Origin of the sequence: Fibrobacter sp. UWT2 (assembly GCF_900142545.1) — a bacterium.
In the GTDB taxonomy this organism is placed as follows: domain Bacteria; phylum Fibrobacterota; class Fibrobacteria; order Fibrobacterales; family Fibrobacteraceae; genus Fibrobacter.
Window position 1 is genome coordinate 24,906 of record NZ_FRBF01000008.1, and the last position, 19,720, is coordinate 44,625.

Annotated in this window: 21 protein-coding genes and 1 pseudogene; 14 read left to right on the plus strand and 8 right to left on the minus strand. The window is 50.6% G+C overall.

Going from position 1 to position 19,720, the window contains the following annotated elements; translation table 11 throughout:
- The first annotated feature begins 3 nt into the window (after positions 1–3).
- Positions 4–1,392 (plus strand): sodium:solute symporter family protein, encoded by a 1,389-nt coding sequence (locus BUA40_RS07230; RefSeq protein WP_143149723.1) that lies wholly within the window; start codon positions 4–6, stop codon positions 1,390–1,392.
- Here the strand turns inward: BUA40_RS07230 and BUA40_RS07235 are convergent, their stop codons facing one another.
- Positions 1,393–1,968 (minus strand): M48 family metalloprotease, encoded by a 576-nt coding sequence (locus BUA40_RS07235; RefSeq protein ID WP_072799970.1) that lies wholly within the window; start codon positions 1,966–1,968, stop codon positions 1,393–1,395. It abuts the gene before it with no gap.
- Complete coding sequence (locus BUA40_RS07240) at positions 1,968–3,845, minus strand: DUF4954 family protein (protein ID WP_072799971.1); 1,878 nt, start codon at positions 3,843–3,845, stop codon at positions 1,968–1,970. The genes BUA40_RS07235 and BUA40_RS07240 overlap by 1 nt, the downstream gene beginning before the upstream one ends.
- Positions 3,846–3,873: 28 nt before the next feature.
- Here BUA40_RS07240 and BUA40_RS07245 point away from each other — a divergent pair, with 28 nt between their 5' ends.
- The 5 genes from BUA40_RS07245 (at position 3,874) to BUA40_RS07265 (ending at position 7,657) form a co-directional block, all read left to right on the plus strand.
- Positions 3,874–4,332 carry a hypothetical protein gene (locus BUA40_RS07245; RefSeq protein WP_072799972.1) on the plus strand — a complete coding sequence of 153 codons (459 nt, stop codon included), beginning with the start codon at positions 3,874–3,876 and terminating at the stop codon, positions 4,330–4,332.
- 2 nt (positions 4,333–4,334) lie between these two features.
- Entirely contained in the window at positions 4,335–5,531 is a 1,197-nt protein-coding gene (locus BUA40_RS07250) for a glycosyltransferase (protein WP_072799973.1), read from the plus strand.
- Positions 5,532–5,611: 80 nt separating this feature from the next.
- Positions 5,612–6,304 carry an FISUMP domain-containing protein gene (locus BUA40_RS07255; protein ID WP_083585329.1) on the plus strand — a complete coding sequence of 231 codons (693 nt, stop codon included), beginning with the start codon at positions 5,612–5,614 and terminating at the stop codon, positions 6,302–6,304.
- 12 nt (positions 6,305–6,316) lie between these two features.
- The gene (locus BUA40_RS07260; RefSeq protein WP_072799975.1) at positions 6,317–7,018 is read left to right on the plus strand and encodes an FISUMP domain-containing protein; all 702 of its coding nucleotides are present in this window, start codon (positions 6,317–6,319) and stop codon (positions 7,016–7,018) included.
- A gap of 3 nt (positions 7,019–7,021) precedes the next feature.
- On the plus strand, positions 7,022–7,657 hold the full coding sequence (locus BUA40_RS07265; protein ID WP_072799976.1) for a hypothetical protein: 636 nt from the start codon (positions 7,022–7,024) through the stop codon (positions 7,655–7,657).
- A 75-nt stretch (positions 7,658–7,732) separates the two neighbouring features.
- Here BUA40_RS07265 and BUA40_RS07270 read toward each other — a convergent pair whose 3' ends face one another.
- Positions 7,733–8,974 carry a metallophosphoesterase gene (locus BUA40_RS07270; RefSeq protein ID WP_072799977.1) on the minus strand — a complete coding sequence of 414 codons (1,242 nt, stop codon included), beginning with the start codon at positions 8,972–8,974 and terminating at the stop codon, positions 7,733–7,735.
- 50 nt (positions 8,975–9,024) lie between these two features.
- Between BUA40_RS07270 and BUA40_RS07275 the strand changes: the two genes are divergently transcribed.
- Together BUA40_RS07275 and BUA40_RS07280 are read left to right on the plus strand one after the other, a co-directional pair.
- Positions 9,025–9,339: a DNA polymerase III subunit beta gene (locus tag BUA40_RS07275; RefSeq protein WP_072799978.1), complete on the plus strand. Its 315-nt coding sequence runs from the start codon at positions 9,025–9,027 to the stop codon at positions 9,337–9,339.
- 3 nt (positions 9,340–9,342) lie between these two features.
- Positions 9,343–11,136, plus strand: a complete 1,794-nt coding sequence (locus BUA40_RS07280) for a penicillin-binding protein activator (protein ID WP_072799979.1) — start codon at positions 9,343–9,345, stop codon at positions 11,134–11,136.
- 115 nt (positions 11,137–11,251) lie between these two features.
- On the opposite strand, the gene BUA40_RS07285 is transcribed toward BUA40_RS07280, so the two are convergent.
- On the minus strand, positions 11,252–11,470 hold the full coding sequence (locus BUA40_RS07285) for a hypothetical protein (protein ID WP_072799980.1): 219 nt from the start codon (positions 11,468–11,470) through the stop codon (positions 11,252–11,254).
- A gap of 449 nt (positions 11,471–11,919) precedes the next feature.
- On the opposite strand from BUA40_RS07285, the gene BUA40_RS07290 reads away from it, so the two are divergent.
- Together BUA40_RS07290 and BUA40_RS07295 are read left to right on the plus strand one after the other, a co-directional pair.
- The gene (locus BUA40_RS07290; protein ID WP_255369240.1) at positions 11,920–12,858 is read left to right on the plus strand and encodes a tetratricopeptide repeat protein; all 939 of its coding nucleotides are present in this window, start codon (positions 11,920–11,922) and stop codon (positions 12,856–12,858) included.
- Between the two features lie 112 nt (positions 12,859–12,970).
- Positions 12,971–13,669, plus strand: a complete 699-nt coding sequence (locus tag BUA40_RS07295; RefSeq protein ID WP_072799981.1) for an NYN domain-containing protein — start codon at positions 12,971–12,973, stop codon at positions 13,667–13,669.
- A 76-nt stretch (positions 13,670–13,745) separates the two neighbouring features.
- Here BUA40_RS07295 and BUA40_RS07300 read toward each other — a convergent pair whose 3' ends face one another.
- Positions 13,746–14,657 (minus strand): hypothetical protein, encoded by a 912-nt coding sequence (locus tag BUA40_RS07300; protein ID WP_072799982.1) that lies wholly within the window; start codon positions 14,655–14,657, stop codon positions 13,746–13,748.
- Between the two features lie 117 nt (positions 14,658–14,774).
- Here BUA40_RS07300 and BUA40_RS07305 point away from each other — a divergent pair, with 117 nt between their 5' ends.
- The 4 genes from BUA40_RS07305 to BUA40_RS07320 all read left to right on the plus strand — a co-directional run bounded on the left by BUA40_RS07305 (position 14,775) and on the right by BUA40_RS07320 (position 18,893).
- Positions 14,775–15,929 carry an ABC transporter substrate-binding protein gene (locus BUA40_RS07305; protein WP_072799983.1) on the plus strand — a complete coding sequence of 385 codons (1,155 nt, stop codon included), beginning with the start codon at positions 14,775–14,777 and terminating at the stop codon, positions 15,927–15,929.
- 3 nt (positions 15,930–15,932) lie between these two features.
- Positions 15,933–16,730: a cyclic nucleotide-binding domain-containing protein gene (locus BUA40_RS07310; protein WP_072799984.1), complete on the plus strand. Its 798-nt coding sequence runs from the start codon at positions 15,933–15,935 to the stop codon at positions 16,728–16,730.
- Between the two features lie 40 nt (positions 16,731–16,770).
- A complete protein-coding gene (purM, locus tag BUA40_RS07315; protein WP_072799985.1) occupies positions 16,771–17,796 on the plus strand; it encodes a phosphoribosylformylglycinamidine cyclo-ligase in 1,026 nt (341 codons plus the stop codon).
- A 182-nt stretch (positions 17,797–17,978) separates the two neighbouring features.
- Positions 17,979–18,893 carry a DMT family transporter gene (locus BUA40_RS07320; protein WP_072800081.1) on the plus strand — a complete coding sequence of 305 codons (915 nt, stop codon included), beginning with the start codon at positions 17,979–17,981 and terminating at the stop codon, positions 18,891–18,893.
- Here BUA40_RS07320 and BUA40_RS14905 read toward each other — a convergent pair.
- The 3 genes and pseudogenes from BUA40_RS14905 to BUA40_RS07335 all read right to left on the minus strand — a co-directional run bounded on the left by BUA40_RS14905 (position 18,890) and on the right by BUA40_RS07335 (position 19,716).
- Positions 18,890–19,111, minus strand: coding sequence for a fibrobacter succinogenes major paralogous domain-containing protein (locus BUA40_RS14905; RefSeq protein ID WP_072799986.1), 222 nt, complete (start codon positions 19,109–19,111; stop codon positions 18,890–18,892). The two genes, BUA40_RS07320 and BUA40_RS14905, sit on opposite strands and share 4 nt — an antisense overlap.
- An 8-nt stretch (positions 19,112–19,119) precedes the next feature.
- Positions 19,120–19,407 (minus strand): annotated as a pseudogene (locus BUA40_RS14370) (hypothetical protein); the annotation flags it as partial.
- Between the two features lie 69 nt (positions 19,408–19,476).
- Positions 19,477–19,716, minus strand: coding sequence for a DUF1653 domain-containing protein (locus BUA40_RS07335; RefSeq protein WP_083585330.1), 240 nt, complete (start codon positions 19,714–19,716; stop codon positions 19,477–19,479).
- Between the last annotated feature and the right edge of the window lie 4 nt (positions 19,717–19,720).

Genomic DNA, 19,720 nt, shown 5'->3' on the forward strand with positions numbered 1-19,720 from the left:
ATTTTGTTTCACAAAATGGAGATGCCCGCTGTTGCGGGCATGACAGAAAACATGAATATTGCTTTAATTATCTACCTGGTGTTTTTGATTGCAATAGCGGTGCGTAGTGCGCGGCGCGTAAAGGACATTCCCGATTTTTTCGTGGCGCGCAAAGGGGCGTCGGCGAAGGCGGTAGCCGGTAGCCTTGTGGCGACGATTCTTGGCGGGTCGGCCGTGATTGGCGCCGTCGATAGCGGCGCAAAACTCGGCGGGGCCGCGAGCTGGTTCATGCTGGTGGGCGCGCTTGGTTTGTTGGCGCTGATTCCGTTTGCGGGCCGTGCCTACAGTCATGGCAAATACGCGCTGCCGGACTTGGTCAAAAACTTGTACGGCAAGGGCCCGCGATTGGTTGCCTCTTTTGTGATTCCGGTTGCGTGGACAGGCATTGTGGCCGCCCAGATTATTGCAGCGGCTAAGCTCCTGATGACTTTTACTTCGATGGGCTATATGACGGCGGCAGTTGTATCGGCGGCGGTGTTTACGGGCTATACGCTTGCGGGTGGCCAAGTTTCGATTTTGCGCACCGACTTTTTGCAGGCATGCCTGATTATTGCGGGCCTCTTGTTGCTTGCGGGCTTTGCGAAGTTTGGTGGCGGCGAGTTTGGCAGTGTGGTGGCTAGCGCTACGACTAGCGTGGCACCCAAGTTCCCGTTCAATACGAATTTCACGCCGCTCGACTTGTTCCTTTTGATTCTCACTTACGGCACTACGTACACGGCAGGTCCCGATATTTACAGCCGCATGTTCTGCGCGAAAGATGCAGCGACGGCCAAGAAGGCGATCGGCATGGCGGCATGTGTCTTGATTCCCGTTGCATTCGTAATCGGCTTCCTGGCAGTTTATGGTGTGAGCCTCGTAGGCGTGCAGGGCGCCCGCATTACGGCGATTGCCAATGCGGTATTGCCGCCGGCACTTTTGCCGATATTTGCGCTTGCGCTTTTGAGTGTGGTGCTGAGCAGTGCCGATACCACGCTTTTGAGCAGTTCTATTATCATTAACGGACTGTGCCGCAAGCCCTCGCTGCTCCAGGCTCGCGTGGTTATCTTGATGAACGGCTTGCTTGCCTTGATTCTGGCGCTTGTATTCACTGACATTATTGGCACGCTCCTGTTGGCGCTTGCGGTTTATGCGGGGGCGTTTACAGTGCCGATTCTGTGGGGGCTTCTGGGCCTTAAGGCAAAGCCCAAGTTTGTGGGTGCTGCCATTGTGACAGGCGGAATCTTGGCACTCGCGGGTAAACTGTGTCCGGCATTACCGGGTTCGCTTGGCTCGCATACCGGGGATATCTTGATGATTGCCGCGTTCGTGGTGAATGCGATTATCCTTGCGCTTGGCCGCGAATCCCGTGCTTGATTAAGCCGCTTTGATTTCTTTGTTCAGAATCCTTTGACTGCGTATAGCGACAGTCGGGTGTTCGCGGTAAACCACCGCGAACAATTTCGTATAGGGAATTTCGCATTCGGCAAGATCGCGCATGGCGGCCTTGGCGACTTTCTTGCCAAGCTTTTCGAAAGCGTAGCGGTCGGCTTCGTATTCCTGGTGCCAACAGTACAAGTGGAATACGGTGCGGAAGGGAATGGCGGCTAGGTGCAGCCAAAGAATGGACTGTACAAGCGACATGCCGTGGCTTGCGAGCAAAAAGGCGAAAAGCCATACGGCCAAAAGCAGCAATGCTACTTTTGCCAGGTTCCGCAAAATACTATGGCGCAATTCCTTGTGGCCTTCTTCGTGCTTTTTCACGAATTCGTTTTCAGCCGGTTCCTTGCGGTTTTCGGGCAGCGGCACGATGTCGTTGATCAGAGGAATCAGGCGCAGTACGGCGAAAAATCCTCCGGACACTTGTGTAAGCCTGCGCTCGCGAATTTCAAGCAGCAGGCGAGCCACGAATTCAATAACGAGGAGCGTTCCGAGTAAAAGCCAGGGTGACATTATTCGGGCTTGTTCGTTTTAGCGATGGAATTCAGGCGACGTAATTTCTCTTCGACTCGGGCCTTTTCCCATTCGGTAAATCCCTTGTCGATCGGGTGTGCGTCATCGTAGTCGTCGAAAATCTGGCGGCCGCGTTCGTTATCCTTGTCGAGTCCGTGAGTCACCCGTTCGTACCAGTCCTTTTCGAGCTGGCGGTAACGCTTGAGCAATTCGTCGAAGGTTTCGGGCAACGTGACAACGCGAATGGCATCTTTGTTGATGTCGTTTGTTGCCATGCGGCGCAGTTCCTTGACGGGTTGCGTTTGCAAACCGGGATCGTTTACGACCAAAGTAATAATGAGCTCAAGAACATAGCGTTCCAGGTATTCCTGGTATGTCTTGATCGCTTGCTGGCGAATGCGTTCGCGCATGAAGTTTTCACCCAGGCCATCGATGTGTTCCTTGGTGTAAATGTCGCGAATGTTGCTCACTTGCAAACGCTGGTAGGCGTCGCTGACATAGTGCACGGTGTCCGGATTGAAAATGCTGTAGAACGCCGAGGGTATGATGCCTTTGCCACGCAGCGAATACTTGTAAAGATTGCGGTCGAGGGCGTAGGCGTTGCGAGCGTAGTTCCAGCCGGGTACGATTTCGTTCAGACGGGGCGGAACATTTACCAGTTGCGGGTCGCCCGGACGAATCAGCGAGAAGGGGAACTTTACGCGCTGCGGGAGCGTGGTGAGCCCCGTAGCGATCAAGGTAAAGGGTGATTCGCGGTAGTTCGCGGGGAACTTGATGTTTACTCCCAGGCCGAAGAACATGCCTTGGCCGGGCATGACTTCCTGGTCGGGCATACGGCCGGTGTGGTTGCTGCCTACGTTGGCGCCGTAACCCAAGTTGCCGCATCCGTCGGGCCAAAGGGCTGCAATCAAAAGGGAGTGATGGTGCATTTGGGTCATGGGACCCATGTAGGAGCTGTTCACTTCGCCTTCTTCAATATGGCAGCAAGGGGCGATAATCGAAGACTTCACGATTGCCTTGCAGGCAACGGTGGTGCGGTTCATGAGTACGGAACCTTGCACTTCGGCGCCGGTGTGGATGGTGACCGACTTTTGCACGTTGGAGTTTTCGAGAATCACGGAATCGTAAACGTGGCTCGGTTCTTCGAGTGAAGAAAGCACCACGGAGTTGCGGATCTTTTCGGCGCCTTCGATACGGGCGTGGGCGCCAATCCAGCTATTACGAATGATGTTGGTGTTGCAAATGACTGCGCCCTTGCCTACGACGCCGAAGGGGAATGCGGTCTCTTCGCGGTAGGTTTTGAGCTGTTCTTCGAAGGCTGCCGTGACTTCGGGGTCCGGCTTGTGGAACAGCTGGGCTTCTACAAGTTCCATGGTGATTTCGGGGAATACGGCGACTTTGCGTCCGCCCATTTCGTTACCCACGTGCATGTAGTTTCCAATCATGTAGCTGATTTTTCCGCTACTGATAATGGAACCCACATTCTGGACGACCGCACTGCTGCGCACCAGAATGTTGCTGAGCATGGCCACCTTGTGGACCAGCGCGTTTTCGATAAAGCAGTTGTGTACAAGACTGTCGTAAATGCCTGTGGGGAATGACACGTCTCCTGGCAACAGGAGTGTTCCAAAGAATTTGGGCAAGTAGACTTCGCCCATGAACGACGAACGGATAATACGGTTCGGATCAAAGTCGGGTTCGACCATGATCTTGTCCCAGGATTCGGAGCGGTTGCCATTCTTTTCAAGAACTTGGATTTCGTCTGCGGTCAGGTGGCGGTATTTTGCGGTTCCGGCCCTGATACCCTTGAAATTTTCGACGGAGGTCGCCAAAATGCTGTTCTTGAGCACTTTTTTCAATTTTAACAATCGTTGCATGATATAAAAATAGCCTAAATTTGAGTCGATGATGAAAGAGCTCCTCTACAATTTGATACGAAAACACAAGTATAATATCTCTATCTATACCGAAGAGATCTTTGAAAGGCGTTGTCAAGAAGAAATTATCCGCAGCGATGAGGATGATAGCTCGTTTGTTTATCTGGAATTCGACTTTGAGACCTTGCGCAAGGAAATGCCTGAAGACGAAAAGTTCAATCAATTTTGGAAAGCCCTTTTCTCCGTGTTGAGTAGCGGGAGCCGCGGAAGCGATATTGTGGGCTTTCTGGAACATGAGTCGGGACTTGGGATGCTGATGCTTGATTCCAAGCTTGACGGCTGGCAACGCGTCAAGGGCCGTATAGAACAGAAGGCCGCTGTTGACCATTTTGAAAACATCAAGGATATTTTGGATAGAAACATAAAGCCGATTCTTTATCCGGCTTGTATCCAGAATTTGACTCCGCAGGCCACTGCCGCTGTATAGTTATGGCTGTCTCGAAGGTTCTTGTTATCGGTTCGGTCTACCCGCGTTTTCACGAAGACGCAGAAGTCCCCTGGTTACGCACTTCCATTGCGCATCTCAAGAAAGCGGGGCTTGATATACAAGTTCTGGCTCCGTCTTACAAGGGACTCAAAAGCCACGAAATCGATGGCGTGAAGGTGAACCGCTTCCGCTATGCGCCCGCCTCTTGGGAATTCTTGACGCACGAAGAAGGCGCTCCCAGCAAGATGGCGAACAAGCCTTGGCTTCAACTGCTCGCGATTCCTTATATCATCAGCGGGTTCTTCAAGTGCATTAAAATCTGCCGCAAGTTTAAGCCCGACATCATCCATGCGCATTGGCCGTTTCCGCATGCCTACATCGCGCTCGGTGCCGCTAAGTTGTTCAAGATTCCGCTGGTGTTGAATTTTCACGGCGCTGAGCTTCTGCTGATTCGCAAAAAGAAATGGGTCAAGCCGCTCCTTAAATTTGCAATCGGCCAGGCGCAAGCCGTGTTTGCGAACTCGAGTTTTACCGCCAGCAAAATCAAGGCGCTCCGCAATGTCGATGTCGAGTGGAGCCCGTATGGCACAACTTTAGAGACGGGGACGGGGAACGCCGAACCGCATCCGATAAACAGCAAGTTCAAAATCTTGTTTGTCGGGCGCCACATTGAACGCAAGGGCATTTGCTACCTGATTGAAGCGGCCAAGTACCTGCCCCGCGACCAGTTCGAAATCCGCATCGTAGGTGTCGGCGATTTGACCGAAGATTTGAAAAGACTCGCTTCGGAGTCTGCGGCCCCGAATTCCGCCGAAATCATCTTCACCGGCAAGCTTTCGCCCGAAGCGCTCGCCAATGAATACAAGACTGCCAATGTCTTCACGCTCCCGGCGATTGTCGACAGCAAGGGTGACACCGAAGGCCTCGGCGTCGTACTCATCGAGGCCATGGAACTCGGCCTCCCGATTGTGGCAAGCAATGTGGGCGGAATCCCTGACGTTGTCATTGACGGCGAAACGGGAATCCTCGTTCCTGAAAAAGACCCCGAGGCCCTCGCAAACGCTTACAAGCGCCTCGCCGCCGAGCCCGGACTCATAAAGCAATTACTCGCCGGCGCCCAGAAGCGCATCAACGAATGCTTTACCTGGGACGGAATCATCGAGCGTCAAATCGCAGTCTATAACAAAGTCTTGAAATAATTTTAAAGACTCCCGCGAGGGAGCCTTTGCTGTATTATTTTTGATACTTGTTGTGTATTTAAATAATTACTTGAGTAAAAATGGATGCTTTTTTTAAATTTGTTCGTATTATGTTGTTGATGAAAAACATTGCAATAGTCTTCTTTTGTTTTCTTTTGTTGGCTTGTTCTGAAAGTTCTACAGAACCGGAGGTGTTTGACGCCCGCAGGGTGTGTCCGGAAAACAAACGAGGCACGTTTGTTGACGATCGTGACGGGCAAGTATATAAATATACGACTATTGGCAATCAGGTGTGGATGGCCGAGAACTTGAATTATAAAATGGAGTCTGGCTCGTATGATGCGTATTCATCATCTTGCAGCTCAGTAGAAGATAATTGTGATGGGCGAGGATTGTCATATTCGTATGATGTTGTTCAGGAGGCTTGTCCCAAGGGCTGGCATTTGCCAGAACAAAAAGAATGGGATAAATTAATCGAAAAAATGGGTGGGGCTGAAATTGCGGGAGAACGCTTAAAGGCTGTTGATGGGTGGCATCCCTTAAATCGAGATGACCCTCTCGGTGGTACAGATGATTGTGGTTTTTCCCTTAAATCGGCAGTTTCATCTAACACAAGTGGAAAGGGGTATACTGCTGAATTGTGGTCGGCGACTAAAGCTCCGCATTCATATAGAACGCTTGTCACGATATACTTTTATTCGAATAAATCATGGGTGAGTAATTTAGATGGTATAGATAGAGATAACTTTTCTATCCGTTGTATTAAAGATTGATCTAGGGAAAAAATGAACAACTTCCTGAAACTGTTATTTTCTGGTGCGGTGCTGCTTTTGACGGCGTGCACGACTGATTCTGGTGAATCTAGTGTAGTCGATGATTTTGATGCAAGTGTTGTGTGCCCGGCTGAGGGGACAAACGCCTATGGTATGCCGAACCGTGGCACGTTTGTAGACGAGCGAGATGGTCAGGAATACAAGTACACGACTATTGGTGAGCAAGTATGGATGGCCGAGAATCTGAACTACAATGCAGTGGGCAGTATTTGCCAGGGCAAGGATGAGTCGAAGTGTGAACTATACGGCAGATTGTATAGGTATACTTGGCAGGATCGGAATACAGGACGTGATACCATAAATTGGGACTTTATTGATTCTGTGTGTCCGCCCGGCTGGCACTTGCCTAAATTAGCTGAATGGGAAAAATTGGCATCCTATGTTGGGGGGATGGATTCCGAAATTGCCGCCTCAAGGTTAAAGTCTGTTGACGGATGGGAAAATAGCAACTGGGGGGCTGGTGTTAATGTGTGTGGCTTTTCTGTTTTGCCATCGGGGTATTTTTCGTATGAAAGCTCTTATGAAGGGCATTGTGGCTTTTTCTTGTCATCTACAGCTGACTATGAAAATGTGAACAATCGAATTATATTTTGCATGCTAATGGAATTTGATTCTGTAATAGGGAGTTATAATATTCGTTGTATTAAGGACTAAAGCATGAAAAAGATAGCTTTATTTTTGTGTTTTTTTGCCATGTCTTCATTCTCGTTGACACTCGATCAAGTGCGCATGAGCTTAAACAAAAGTGCTGCTAATAGAGATTCTTCTGAGATGAAGATTCGTACTACAGTTAATTCTGCGTTTGGTTCTCAGGTTGTTTCTGTGTATATTGTTCAAAAAGGAAAATCAAAGGTCTATTCAGAAATAAAAGCTTCTTTTTTGAACCAACGAAGTATCATTAATGGCAATCGAATGAAGGTTGTTGATTTAAATACGAAAAAGTTTCAGATTGTTCCGTATAATGGCGAGTCCTTAGAGGCTCTGTCTTATGCGAAGTTTAACCCATTGGATTCTGGTGAATGGGAAGAACCTAAATTTGTTTCGGAGAATTTGTATTCGATCAAGGGTGATAAAGGAACTTTGTTCTATGATTCTAAGAGAAAGCGAATAGAAAAAATGGAATCTGTTGATGCAGAAAAAAATGTGTTAACAACTTTTACTTATGATGGTGAAGGCAACTTTAAGTCTATGAAAACATCTGTTATCTCAAATGGAAAAGAAACGACTGTTGTTACTGAAATTTTGATGCTCAGAAGTTCAGCGAAGTTCCCTGATCGATTATTTGAATTTTGATTCTGTCATTCAAATAATCAATCGTCACATTTCTTTTAATATCAAAAAGCGCCATGTTTGGCGCTTTTGAAGTTTTTACTGATTTTCTTGGTTTTTCGTTTTGAACTTGATGACCCAGATTTCGGAGTCGCTTCCTACGCGTACCGGAGGACCCCAGCAGTCGAAACCGGAGCTCACGAGCCAAAGGACTCCGCCGAGAGCGCCCTTGCCGTAGGCGAGTTTCCACACGTAGTCAATAATAAAGGTAATGGGGAAGAATTGACCGTCGTGGGTGTGTCCAGAAAGCGCGAAGTCCGGAAGCCTGCCGGCATGCATTTTTTCAATTCCCTTGGGCTGGTGATCCATCAAAATCCAGGGGCGGTTTACGACAACGGTATCGTAAGTAACCTGCGCGGCAATTGCTGCAGTTGTGTCTGTGAGCGAATCGGCGTTAGAATCCTGTGCGACCGTGGCTACGGAATCTGTGGAATCCTTGGGGTGCTCCACGAGCTTGATGGAGTCGGGAGTGAGTTCGCTAAGGGGCTTACGTTCAACGTCTCTGCCGCGGGCGACCATAAAGTCGGTACGGCCCGTGAAGCAGACTTCGCCAAGGCATGCGGTAGAATCGTCGAGCACCACGAAGCCTACCTTGCGCATCCATTCTTCGGGGCTGTTGTCCGAGTTCGCCATGAACGCTTCGTGATTTCCGTTGATGGCAACTGCCGCCACTTTCGCTCCGGCGGTCAGTCTTTTGAACAAACTATCGTAACCCGCGTGGTCCATCTTTTCGGTGGTAATATCTGCGAGGTCACCGCCGAATAACAAGTAGTCGGGTTTGATGGAATCGACTTGGGCAATGAACCTTTCGAGCTTTTGCGTATCAAAGAGCGGATCCACGTGGATATCGCTAAAGAATATGGCAGTAAAACTTTCGGTGTACTGGGAGGGCAAATCTACGGTGAGCAGGTTGGTTTTGTATTCGTCGTTATGCTGCATTCCGTAGCCCATGAACATGAACGTGACGGCAATAGAAATTCCAGCAAGCCAGCGGCCTACGCGGCGAACCTTGTGGCGGCTCAAGTGATGGGGTTGCGTAAAATAATAGCCGATTCTGTACAGCGTCCAGGGAATGTAAAGAATTAGAGAGTTTGGAATCCAGACGGCAAAAAACGTGACTAGGCAACTTCCGATAAAGGTGCCTCTAAAAAACATGCCCACAAGAATAAGGAATAAAACGGATGCGCCAATAATTATCCCGATTTTACCTTTGGCAGTGGAACTGACATTGATAAAGATCAGTACAAGGGCTGCAAGCAGTATGAATAGGAATGCAATCATGCTTTAATAATAGTAAATCTATTTTGGAGTTTAACTATATTTGACCCCGTATGGCTTTATGTATTGAATCTGATCATTTGGAAAAGGTCCAGAGGATCCTGGCTCTTCATTTTGAAGGGTTGGAAGTTTGGGCGCATGGAGCCCGCGTGACGGGAGTGGATCTCACTCCCGATACGGAACTGGAGCTGGTGGTTATTTCTGAAAGCCGCCTTTCTTTTGAAGCGATGACTGCTGTAGAAAAGGCTTTTGTGGATAGCGGGCTCCCGTTCCGGGTCGATGTCATGGACTGGGCCAAGCTCCCTGAATCTCTCCAAAAACAAATCAAGAAAGAACACGACGTGGTTCAAGCCGCTGCGGAATCCTAGTATATGAAACGTCTTTTACCTTTTGCTTTGGTGGCAATGCTTGCCGCTTCCGCTTTTGCCCAGGACGAAATTCGTGAGGCAAAGAACTTAATCCAGAACGGGCAGTGCGCCGAGGCCATTGCTCCCCTCCAGAGAGTCTACAAGTCCAGTTTCCGTAAGTCCTCCGGCGAAAAGGCTGCCGTGATGCTCACGGAATGCTACTTGCGCGAACACAAGCGCGACGAAGCCTTGAAGCTTTCTTCCCGCTTCTTGGAATACTACGTGAACACGGTGTATCGCGAACGTATGGAACTGGCAAATGCCATCGTGATGGTTGAAAAGGGTAACGTCTACGAAGGCGTTGAAGCGATGCTCCGCATTCTGGCCTACTCCAAGAACCCGGCCGCCCGCAGCCGTACCAAGGATGTGGCCATTCAGACGCTCGCCGCTTCGCTGTTGACTGCCGACCAGTTGCAGGCTCTTTTGGAAAAGTACCCGGTCGACAAGGACATCGTGGGCTGGATGCAGCTGCAGATTGGCCGTGAATGTCAGAATTCCAAGCGCTACCGCGCCGCCCGCTACTGGTACAAGAAGGTTGTGGCTGGTGGGGTAGCCGAAAACCTTTCCAACACCGCCGAGAAGGGACTTGAATCTTTGGAAGACCGCGGCGCCGGTATGCCGACGGTGCTCGTGCTCGCCCCGTTGTCCGGCGACTATGCCGAATTTGGCTCGGCGGCCATTCAGGGCGTGATTCTCGCTCACGAAAAGGCCGGACTCAAGGGCAAGGTGAACCTGCGCGTGGCAGACACCCGTGCTGACGCCGCCCAGGCGCTCCTCCGCACCCAGCAGGCTGTCAACCAGGATAGCATTGTTGCAATCATCGGCCCCATTATGAGTGCCCCGGCCGCAACCGTTGCCGCCTGGCTCGGCAGCAACTTCCAGAATATCCCGATGCTTACCCCGACCGCTACCGACGACGGTATCGCCAAGATGGGCCCGAACATTTTCCAGGTGAACATTACCATGGATAACCTGGCAAAGAGCATCGCCGACTTTGCGACCAAGTGCTTGAACATTCGTGAATACGCTATCTTGAGCCCGCTCGGTGGCTATGGCGCCTCGATGTCGCAGAGCTTTACCACTGCCGTGGAACGCCGCGGCGGTTCCGTGATCGCCTTCCGTAACTACGAAGAAGGTCGCCCCGACTACAAGACTGAATTCAGCCTGCTGCGTGATGTTCGCTTCAAGCAGTTGAACCGCCGCCAGAACATTGCCCGCGGCGCAAGTGACCTTGATGCCGTGAATGCCAAGGAACGCCGCTTCTATATGCAGGATTCCACGTTCAACATTCCGGGTATCTTCATTCCGGCAACGAACCCGGGTGATGCAGGCCTCATGGCGGGCCAGGTGGCCTTCAACAAGATTTCGGGCGTGCTGCTCGGTGCTTCCGGCTGGTACGGTCGCGAACTCTTGATCCAGGGCAAGCGCCAGGTCGACAGTTCCTACTTTAGCGTGCCTGCCATGGATATGGGCGGCAACAACGACGGCCTCAAGAAGTTCGTGAGCGACTTCAAGGAACGCTGGGGTGCCGAACCGGGCGAAGACAGGGTGAGCGGACTCAGCTATGACGCTGCAAACATCGTGTTCAGCTCCATGGAGAAAAAGCCCAACAGCCTCACGAACCTGATCAACTACACCGCAAACTTCCATGGCGTGTATGGGGAAATCAAGTTCAAGCGAGGCATGAACATGAACACCAAGATCGTGACCGTGAACAAGGGCAAGTTCGAAACCGTCGAAGGCTGCCCGGCTAAGTAAGACGAAAGGACGCCGCTTCGCGGCTACAGACGAAAGGTATCAAAAAATTCCCGCAGTAGGCTCACTGCGGGAATTTTTGTTTCTAGGAGGGAGAGAGTGAAACGCTTAGAGCGGGCTAGTCTTCTTCGAGCACCGGGTTCCAAAGCGAGGCGGCGACGTAGTCCGGGGAATCCCCGTTGCGGTAATAGGCGTGCAGGCTGTCGTCGTCCAAAAGGTCGTCCAGGTTTCCGCCTCCGGTTGCGTCCAGTTCTTCCTTGACGCGGGCCTTGAATGCCATGAAGCCGGAGTGGATCATGTAGAATGACAATGCAGATGTTTTATGGAAAAGTTTCATAAGACCTCCGTCGTGTGTTATTCCTTTTTGTTTTTCCCGAATCCCTGGTTTTAAATGATATATTGTTGTTTATATGTTGATAAGTTGTTGAGCCTCTACCCCAGTTATAGATAATTTTGCGTGGCCAGGCAATAGCAAAAATGGATGTAAGGTTTAAGAAACAATTCCGTATTTTTGGGGAATTTTGCGAAATTTTGGCACATTTGTCCAAGATTGCATCTGCTAACTTGTTGCCTGTCAACAGGTTAAGGAGGGGTGTTTGACCCTGGAAATGCCCCCGAATAGGGGGCCTTCTCTATATTCCAATTTGGAATAAAAAATAAGTTTTCAGGGGGTATTGAAATTCGCTTTTCCATTGTGGATAAATCGTGAACTAAGTTTTTTTATCCATAGTTTATCAACAGGTTTTGGGTGCTTCAGGGGTTGTCATATTTTCTAAATTTGGATTAATGCGATTCTTGAAGACGATATTTTTAGCCCTTTCTGTTTTTGCTGTTGCTTGTTTTGCAGAGAATACCCTCGCCCTTTCCGAGGGGCAAGCGGCCCTTTGGTCCAAGGCGACTTCTGCCACCATGGCGTTGCGCTATGGCGAGGCTTTTGAACTTTCTAAGCAGTTGCGTGCCGAAAACGAGGGCGCCGGTTGCGTACTCGAAAACGTGGTGCGTATCAGCGTGTATGACGACAAGGGTGATACGGCTTCGCTTATAAAGGCGGGGAAACTTCTGGAATCTTGCAAGACCGAAGGGCTGTGGGATGCGCTCCGTCGTTTTGAAATTGGCTACGTGCAGGGCGAGACGGGACATTCGGTCAAAGGCGCCATGACGACGCGTTCTGCGGCGAAGGCTTTCGAAGATTCCAAGGAACTGGAAGCCCGCGCTTTCTTTGCCATTTACGCCTACTATATCGACAAGAGTTTTAGCTGGGTGCCCTTCAAGTCGGACAACCGCGATCTTTACTTGGCCACTCTCGACAGCGCCTCGCAGAAGTCCGAACGCTTCTGGCCTCTATTCCTGACGCCGCTCATTTGGATGCATTACGACAAGGAAGATTTTGCGACGGGCCTGAAGCTTGCCGAACGCGGGCTCAAGCGTGCTCCGAATCATCCGGTCATGTTGCAGATCAAGGCTGACATGCTTTACCGTTTGAAGCGCTATGGCGAGGCTGCCGACATTTATGAAAAGAGTGCCGCCGATTACTTGAAGCGCACGGGCAAGAGCATTCGTTACTGGTGCTCGGTGCTGAACCTGATTCGCATTTATAGCGACAAGGGCGACAAGGCGAAAGCGGAACAGTGGCGCAAGACTTTGGACGACCCGAAGTACAATGAACTCAAGGATTGGATGCCTGGTTCGTTGATGGACGACTTGAAAAAGCGGAAGCTTATTTAGTCGGTTTGATGGCGTCCGATAGTTTGTATATAAAATTTAACATCTAAAAACGGTATTCAGTACCCCAAAAAAAGCGTGTTAATAAAGAGGCACGTCTTTTGATGGAGGTATTATGCCGAGACCGCTCCGTATAGGATTTTTCCTAGATGGTTATACGCTCAAGAAGGTGAACGACTACTACCGTAATGTTCACCGGTTCCATTCCAGTCTGGATTTCAGGAGCCTTAGGCTCTGGGTGGAGATGCAGGCGATTCGTTACTTTGAGGGGGATCGTTACCGCAAACTGGAAATGGAATCCCATTACTATCATCCGTATCGCGATCCGCATGTGTATGCCCGCGATTGCGAAGGCGTGTTCAGGTTGGAGCAGACCCTTATGGAATGCGGCTACAGCGTGCATTTCAATAACCCTGCGGAAACGGGCTGTGTGGGGCCGAACCTGTCGCTGATGGAAGATGCCTTGCTGATGGCCATGTACCGCAAGCTGGATGCGGTGGTGCTTTTAAGCACGCAGGGCGAGTATGCTCCGCTTCCGGACAGGCTACGGCTTATGGGCGTCCCGACGCTGGTACTGGGTTGGGATTTTGTCTACCCGAAGGCGAAGTACAAGGTCCGCTGGAAAACGGATTCTTGCTTGCGGCGAACTTGTGCCCATTATGTGGCCATGGAGAAAATCGTGGACAGCGATCCCAACGGCGGCGCCCCACGCGGATTTTTCTTTCAGTGCGAACATCCTTTTGACAAAGGACGTAATCCTCGACCAAAGGTGGCGGTGGGGCGCGATCCTCAAGCGCCTCGCCGCCTAAACTAATGTGAAAAATTAGCGGTCTCCGTAAACAACAAAGCCCCAGGCGTTAAGCTGGGGCGGTAGCGAGAGCGAGCGCTCATTAAAGTTTATCTTGTTGCTTCTTTTCCCAGCGGGAGAGGAAGTACCACGTAGCGCGGATACCGAGGAAGTAGGTATCGCCTACGTTGTCGGTGTGGTGCGTCTTGCTTGCGCCGTAGTTGATGGTGAACTCTTCGTGGTTCATGTCATTGTAACGGACGAAGCGGTAACCGAGATAACCGCCCAAAGCTAAGCGACCCAGTTCGATACGCAATTCCAGTTCGGCATTGACGGTGGATGCGAAAGTGCTGTAGAAACGATCGCGCAAAGTTTGGACGTTTTCGTCGTTGCCGACTTCAACGAAATCATAGTTCGAAGAAAAGTGCATGTTCATGAGGCTGAAGCCGAAACCGACCGCTGGAATCAGGTTGATCGGTGCATTTTCGCCAAAGAGCTTCCAACCGAACATCCAGTCGGCTCCATAGGTGAACCATTCCACGTCGTAAAGCGGGAAGGTGGTGCTTTCGATGGGATTACTCGGACCGTTCGTTTTGTAACTAGAAGCTGGACGCTCGGATACTTGCGTGGGCATGAAATTGAAGTCGATCCAGGTCAGGAACTGCTTGTACTGGGCACCCACGTTGATGTGCAGACCCAGGTACCAGTCATCGAATTTTTTGTAATTGTTGGGCGCAGAACCTTTGAAGAAATCCGTCAGCGTATCCAATTTAGTTGGATCTTCTGCGTTTTCAACGGTATATGATATTTGATGGGAGCCGTTGTAAAGTGCTACCGTGTTCACGTATCTCTGGTATTCGCTACGCATGCCGCGGTAATCGGCACCTACAGAAATGAACCCGCGGACGTGGTCCTTTTCGTAAAATCCTTCTTCTTCGTTAGCAAAAGAGCTAGTGGCGAAGGTGAGCAAGCTGAGAGCGACAATGCTCAAAAAAGAGGCTATCTTTGTTTTCATAAAAGATTCCATTGCTAGTATCCGGCATATAAAATACATTATGTTTTGGGTTTTTGGCACAAAAAATTTCATAAGATGTTAAAAATCAACGATTTACGCACTTTTTGAGGCCTGAAAATGTTGAATTTTTGTGGAAAAATGGTCGTCAATGCCTCGTTGGGGCTTTTTTTGGCTTTTTCGGGGTTCTTGTTGGACGCCTGCAATAATAATGGCGAACCGGCCAAGAAAACGGCTGATTGCGGGGAACTGCCAGCCCTGGAATTCAGCAAGAACTTGAAAGTCGGCAAGCTTTGCGATGAGAACGTTGCCGAAATCCGCTCCATTGTGGGGCGCGATACGCTGGTAAAGCGTTTCAAGTTGGGGAAGGCGCCTCAAAAGGTGGTAGCCCTTTCTTCGGCGCAGATCGGCTATATGCTGCGTCTTGGCCTGGAAAGCCGCATTGTGGGCGTGGGCGATGGCAAGTACATTGCCGATAGCGCCCTGTACGCCCGGGTCGCTGCAGGCCAGGTGGCCGAAGTGGGGAGTGGTTCTACGATTTCCCTTGAAAAGCTGGTGGCACTCCAGCCGGACTTGGTAATGAGCTTTGCCACGGGCGGAGGACATGACGACTACGAACGCATCGATGCCTTGAATCTCCCGTTGATGCTTACTTCTGAATGGCAGGAAGATTCTCCGTTGGCGAAGGCGGAGTGGATTAAGTTGTACGGAATGATGTTTGGCGTTGAGGCCCTGGCAGATTCTATTTTTGAACAAAGTAAAAGCGCCTACAACGCTACTAGAGATCCTTCGTCTTCGCTCCGCTCTGCTCAGGATGACAATAAGGTGTGTCCCCATGTGTTAGTGGGCATGAGTTACGGTGGCGTGTGGTATGCGCCGGGCGGCAACAGCTTTACCGCGCGCCTCATCAAGGATGCCGGTGGCTGCTACTTGTGGGCGGCAGATACTAGCCGGGAACTTCAGTTTACGTTGGAAGAAATCATGAAGGTGGCCGATAGTGCCGACGTGTGGGTAAATCCCGGGATGTTCGGGTCTCCGGAGGAATTGCTTGCCGCTGAACCCCGCGTCAAGTACATCAAGGCGTTCAAGGAAAAACGCGTGTGCCAGAACGATGGCCGCAAGGGCCCTGGCGGCGGCAACGACTTTTACGAGTCCGCTGTAGCTTACCCTGCCGAAATGCTTCAAAATCTGCAGGAATGTATACAGAAGGCAACAAAAGGGGCTGATTCTGCCCGAAAGGGTTTTGATTGGTACCATAATATTTTTATCTTTTAGGCCATGAAAACTCATACAGGTATTGGTGACTGGATTGCAGCCAACTATGAACTTGGGACTCCTTTTTTGCAACAGGTGCCCAGGGACTGTGCCGACTATTTGCTCTTGAACGCTCAGATTCGCGAATATGAACCGGGCGAAATCATTATTAATGGCGGATCTATTGGCGATTCTTTCTGCGTGCTGCAGAGCGGTCGCGCTTTTATTTGCGGTGAACTTTTGGCCGATGGCCACTACAATACGCTGGCAACGCTTGAGGCGGGTACATGTTTTGGTGAAATGTCCATTATCTGTAACGAGCCTACAAGCAATACGGTTGTCGCCGGTGAAGATGGCGCCACGGTGCTCCACATTCCCAGCGACGAGTTCGTGAAGTTCTTGGACAAGAACCCGAACATTATGGTGTACCTTTACAAGGTGGTGGCCGACCGCCTGCGTGCAAAGAACAAGGCCTTCGACGAATTCGAAAGGCTTTCGCTCCTTGCTTCCGCAAAGGTGCTCCCCTTTATCGATTTTGCGCAGACTATGGAAAAGAGCCGCGTTACGGGAACAGTGATGTTCGAATGTAACGGCGAAAAGGGCTTTATTGCTTTCCAGGATGGTCGTATCTGCTGTGCCAAGTGTGGCAAACTGGCAGGCCCAGACGCATTGGAAAAGATGCTCTCTTGGGGCGACGAGACGCTGTTCAAGCTGGATACCCACTTGATGCCGGATATCGTGAACATCAACCAGATGTCCGATACCACCAGCCTCATTCTGGATGCGCTCAGAAATATTGATGAAAAACAAAATGCCCATTAAGGGCTAACACGTGCCCAAGACTTGGGCAAAAGGATAAAAGATGAATTACGCAGACGCAGGAGTATCCTTGGCACGTGCCGACGAAGCAATGGTCGGTGTCAAGAAATCCGTACGTACTACATTCAACCAGGGCGTTTTGGGCGACGTCGGTAACTTCGGCGGCCTCTTTACGCTGAACCACCTCGGCATGAAGGACCCGGTCCTCGTGAGCTCCGTGGATGGCGTGGGCACCAAGCTCAAGGTCGACATCGAAATGGGCACGCACGAACTTCCGGGTCAGGATATCGTGAACCACTGCTGCGATGACATTCTGGTGCAGGGCGCACGTCCGTTGTTCTTCTTGGACTACGTGGCTACCGGCCGTTTGGAACCGGGTGTCATGGACAAGCTCGTTGCCGGTATGGCCAAGGCTTGCCGCGAAAACGACCTCGTCTTGATTGGCGGTGAAACTGCTGAAATGCCGGGCTTCTACGGTCCGGGCGACTACGATATTTCCGGTACTATCGTGGGTGTCGTGGAACGCGAAAACATCATTGACGGCAAGAAGATCAAGCCGGGTACCATTATCCTTGGCCTGCCTTCTACCGGCCTTCACACCAACGGTTACTCTCTCGCCCGTAAGGTGTTGTTCGACGTGGCCGGCTACAAGGTCGACACCATGGTCGACGGCATGGACAAGTCCATCGGCGAAGCTCTCGCCGTGCCGCACCGCAGCTACTACCCGAGCCTCATCGATCTTTGCAACAAGAAGATCATTCAGGGCCTCGCTCACATCACCGGTTCGGGCTACCAGGGCAACATTCCGCGTATCCTCCCGGACGATGTCGACGTGATTATCGACCGCACCACGTGGGATCCTCCGATGATCTTCAAGCTCATCCAGCAGGCCGGCTCTGTCGAAAAGGACGAAATGTACTCTACCTTCAATATGGGTATGGGCATGCTCATCTTCATCGACCCGGCTGACAAGGCTGAAGTTACCGCTCACCTCGAAGCCAAGGGCGAAAAGTGGGTGCAGATCGGTGAAGTCGTGAAGGGCACCAAGCAGGTGAAGTTCCGCGACTAATCCTCTTCTTGCAACAAGGGAGTTTAAAAAGGCTTGCACTAGGTGCAAGCTTTTTTTGCGGTATGCGACTATGGAGGGCAGGTTGAAATACAACCTGCTCGGAATAGTCGGCAAAGTCCTTGGTTATTTCGCTAGATGCAATTCTTATAGGCAAGGACTTTGCTTTTCTATCTTTGCGCCTGATGATTCCTGCACGCAACAGTCTCGCCTTTTGGCATTTGCTCGCCATTATTACCATCACCTTTTGGGGCACGAGTTTCGTGAGCACGAAGGTGCTCTTGAATCATGGCTTTTCGGCGGTGCAGATTTTCTCGTTGCGTTTTGCGATTACCTACTTGATTCTTTTGGCGGCAAGCCACAAGCAATTCCGCAGCAAGAACTGGAAGCATGAACTGATTCTGTTCATCAGTGGCATTACCGGATGTACGCTTTACTTTTGGACCGAGAATACGGCGCTTTCTTTTTCGCCGTCGAGTAACGTGGCGCTCATTATTTGCGCGAACCCGTTGCTTATCCTGATTTTCGGAGGAATCATTTATAAGAGCGAACGCCTCGGCAAGCGACAAATTTTAGGGTGCCTCGTCACATTCGTTGGCATGGTGCTGGTGGTGCTGAACGGCAAGTTTGTCTTGAAGCTTTCGCCCGTAGGCGATTTGCTTGCTTGCAGCGCCGGAGTCATGTGGGCGATTTATTCGCTAGTCGTGAAGCAGTTAAACGGCAAGTACAATTCGCTGTTCATTACGCGCAAGATGTTTTTCTACGGAACACTGATGTCTATTCCCGCCTTGTTCATCGAGGCGCGCGGCGATGTGTCGAAAGTGCTTGATATTCCTTGGCAGAACTTTATGGAGCCGGTAGTCGCATTTAACTTTTTGTGCCTTACGGTATTTTGCTCGCTGTTCGGATACCTTGTTTGGAACAATGTGCTGAAGCAACTCGGTACGGTTCTTGCCAGCAACTACGTTTATGTGGCGCCTTTGATTACCATGATTACGGCAGCGATTGCCCTTGGCGAGCGTATTACGCCTATCGCCATCGTGGGTGCTGCCGCCATTATTGTGGGAATGCTTTTGGCGGAATTCAAGCGCAAGACTTAATTCTTGATGCAGCGGATAGAATAGGCGTAATAGCCCTTGCGACCCGAATCCCTATCCAAATCGTATTGGTTGGAAAGTATCCATGCGTATGTAAGCGTGTTGCTGCTTACGCCCCAGAAATAGGCCTTGGTGCCTTCGCCATCGCATTGACCGGTGCTTGCGCGGTAACCGCCTGGAACAGCGGAGAAGCTGAAAAGTTCAGGTTCTCCGCCATCCAAGTTTTACCGCCGATAACGACAGTCTTGTAGCTCTTGCCGTCACGGGAATCCGAGAGCGTGCCGTAATCTACAGCGGGGGCGGTCACGGATGCGCTTGATTCAGGCTCGTCGCTTTCGCAAGGAGGCATGTCGATTTCGATAAGTGCAGTACCTTCGCACTTATATAAGATCTGCAAGTCATAATCGTATATCGTGTAGCTGTTCGGGCAAGAAATTGAAGTACGCTCCATATTGCGCATAGTAATGTTTGCCATGCCTTTCGTGAAGCATTCGGCACTACTGCTGGATACGCTCATCTGTAAGCCCCAAAGCAAGTGCTGCAGAGGTGGCAGAAAGTTTCTTGAAATCCATTTGTTTTCCTTCCTTTAAATTTCAGTAAAGCGGTCAACGACAGTGCCATCGGCAAGCGTCGCCTTGCTTTCAAAATCTTCGCGGTTGCGCACCCATAAGGTTCCTTTCGGGTGGTCGGGCGTTTCGTACTCGCTGCGGTAAACTACAAGCGGCTTGACCGATTCACAGTCAAGTGCGTCCGCCGTAACGACGGTGTAGATCATTGTTTCTTTTTTGTAGTGACGATACTTGTGACCGGCAATAGCTTTTGACATCTGA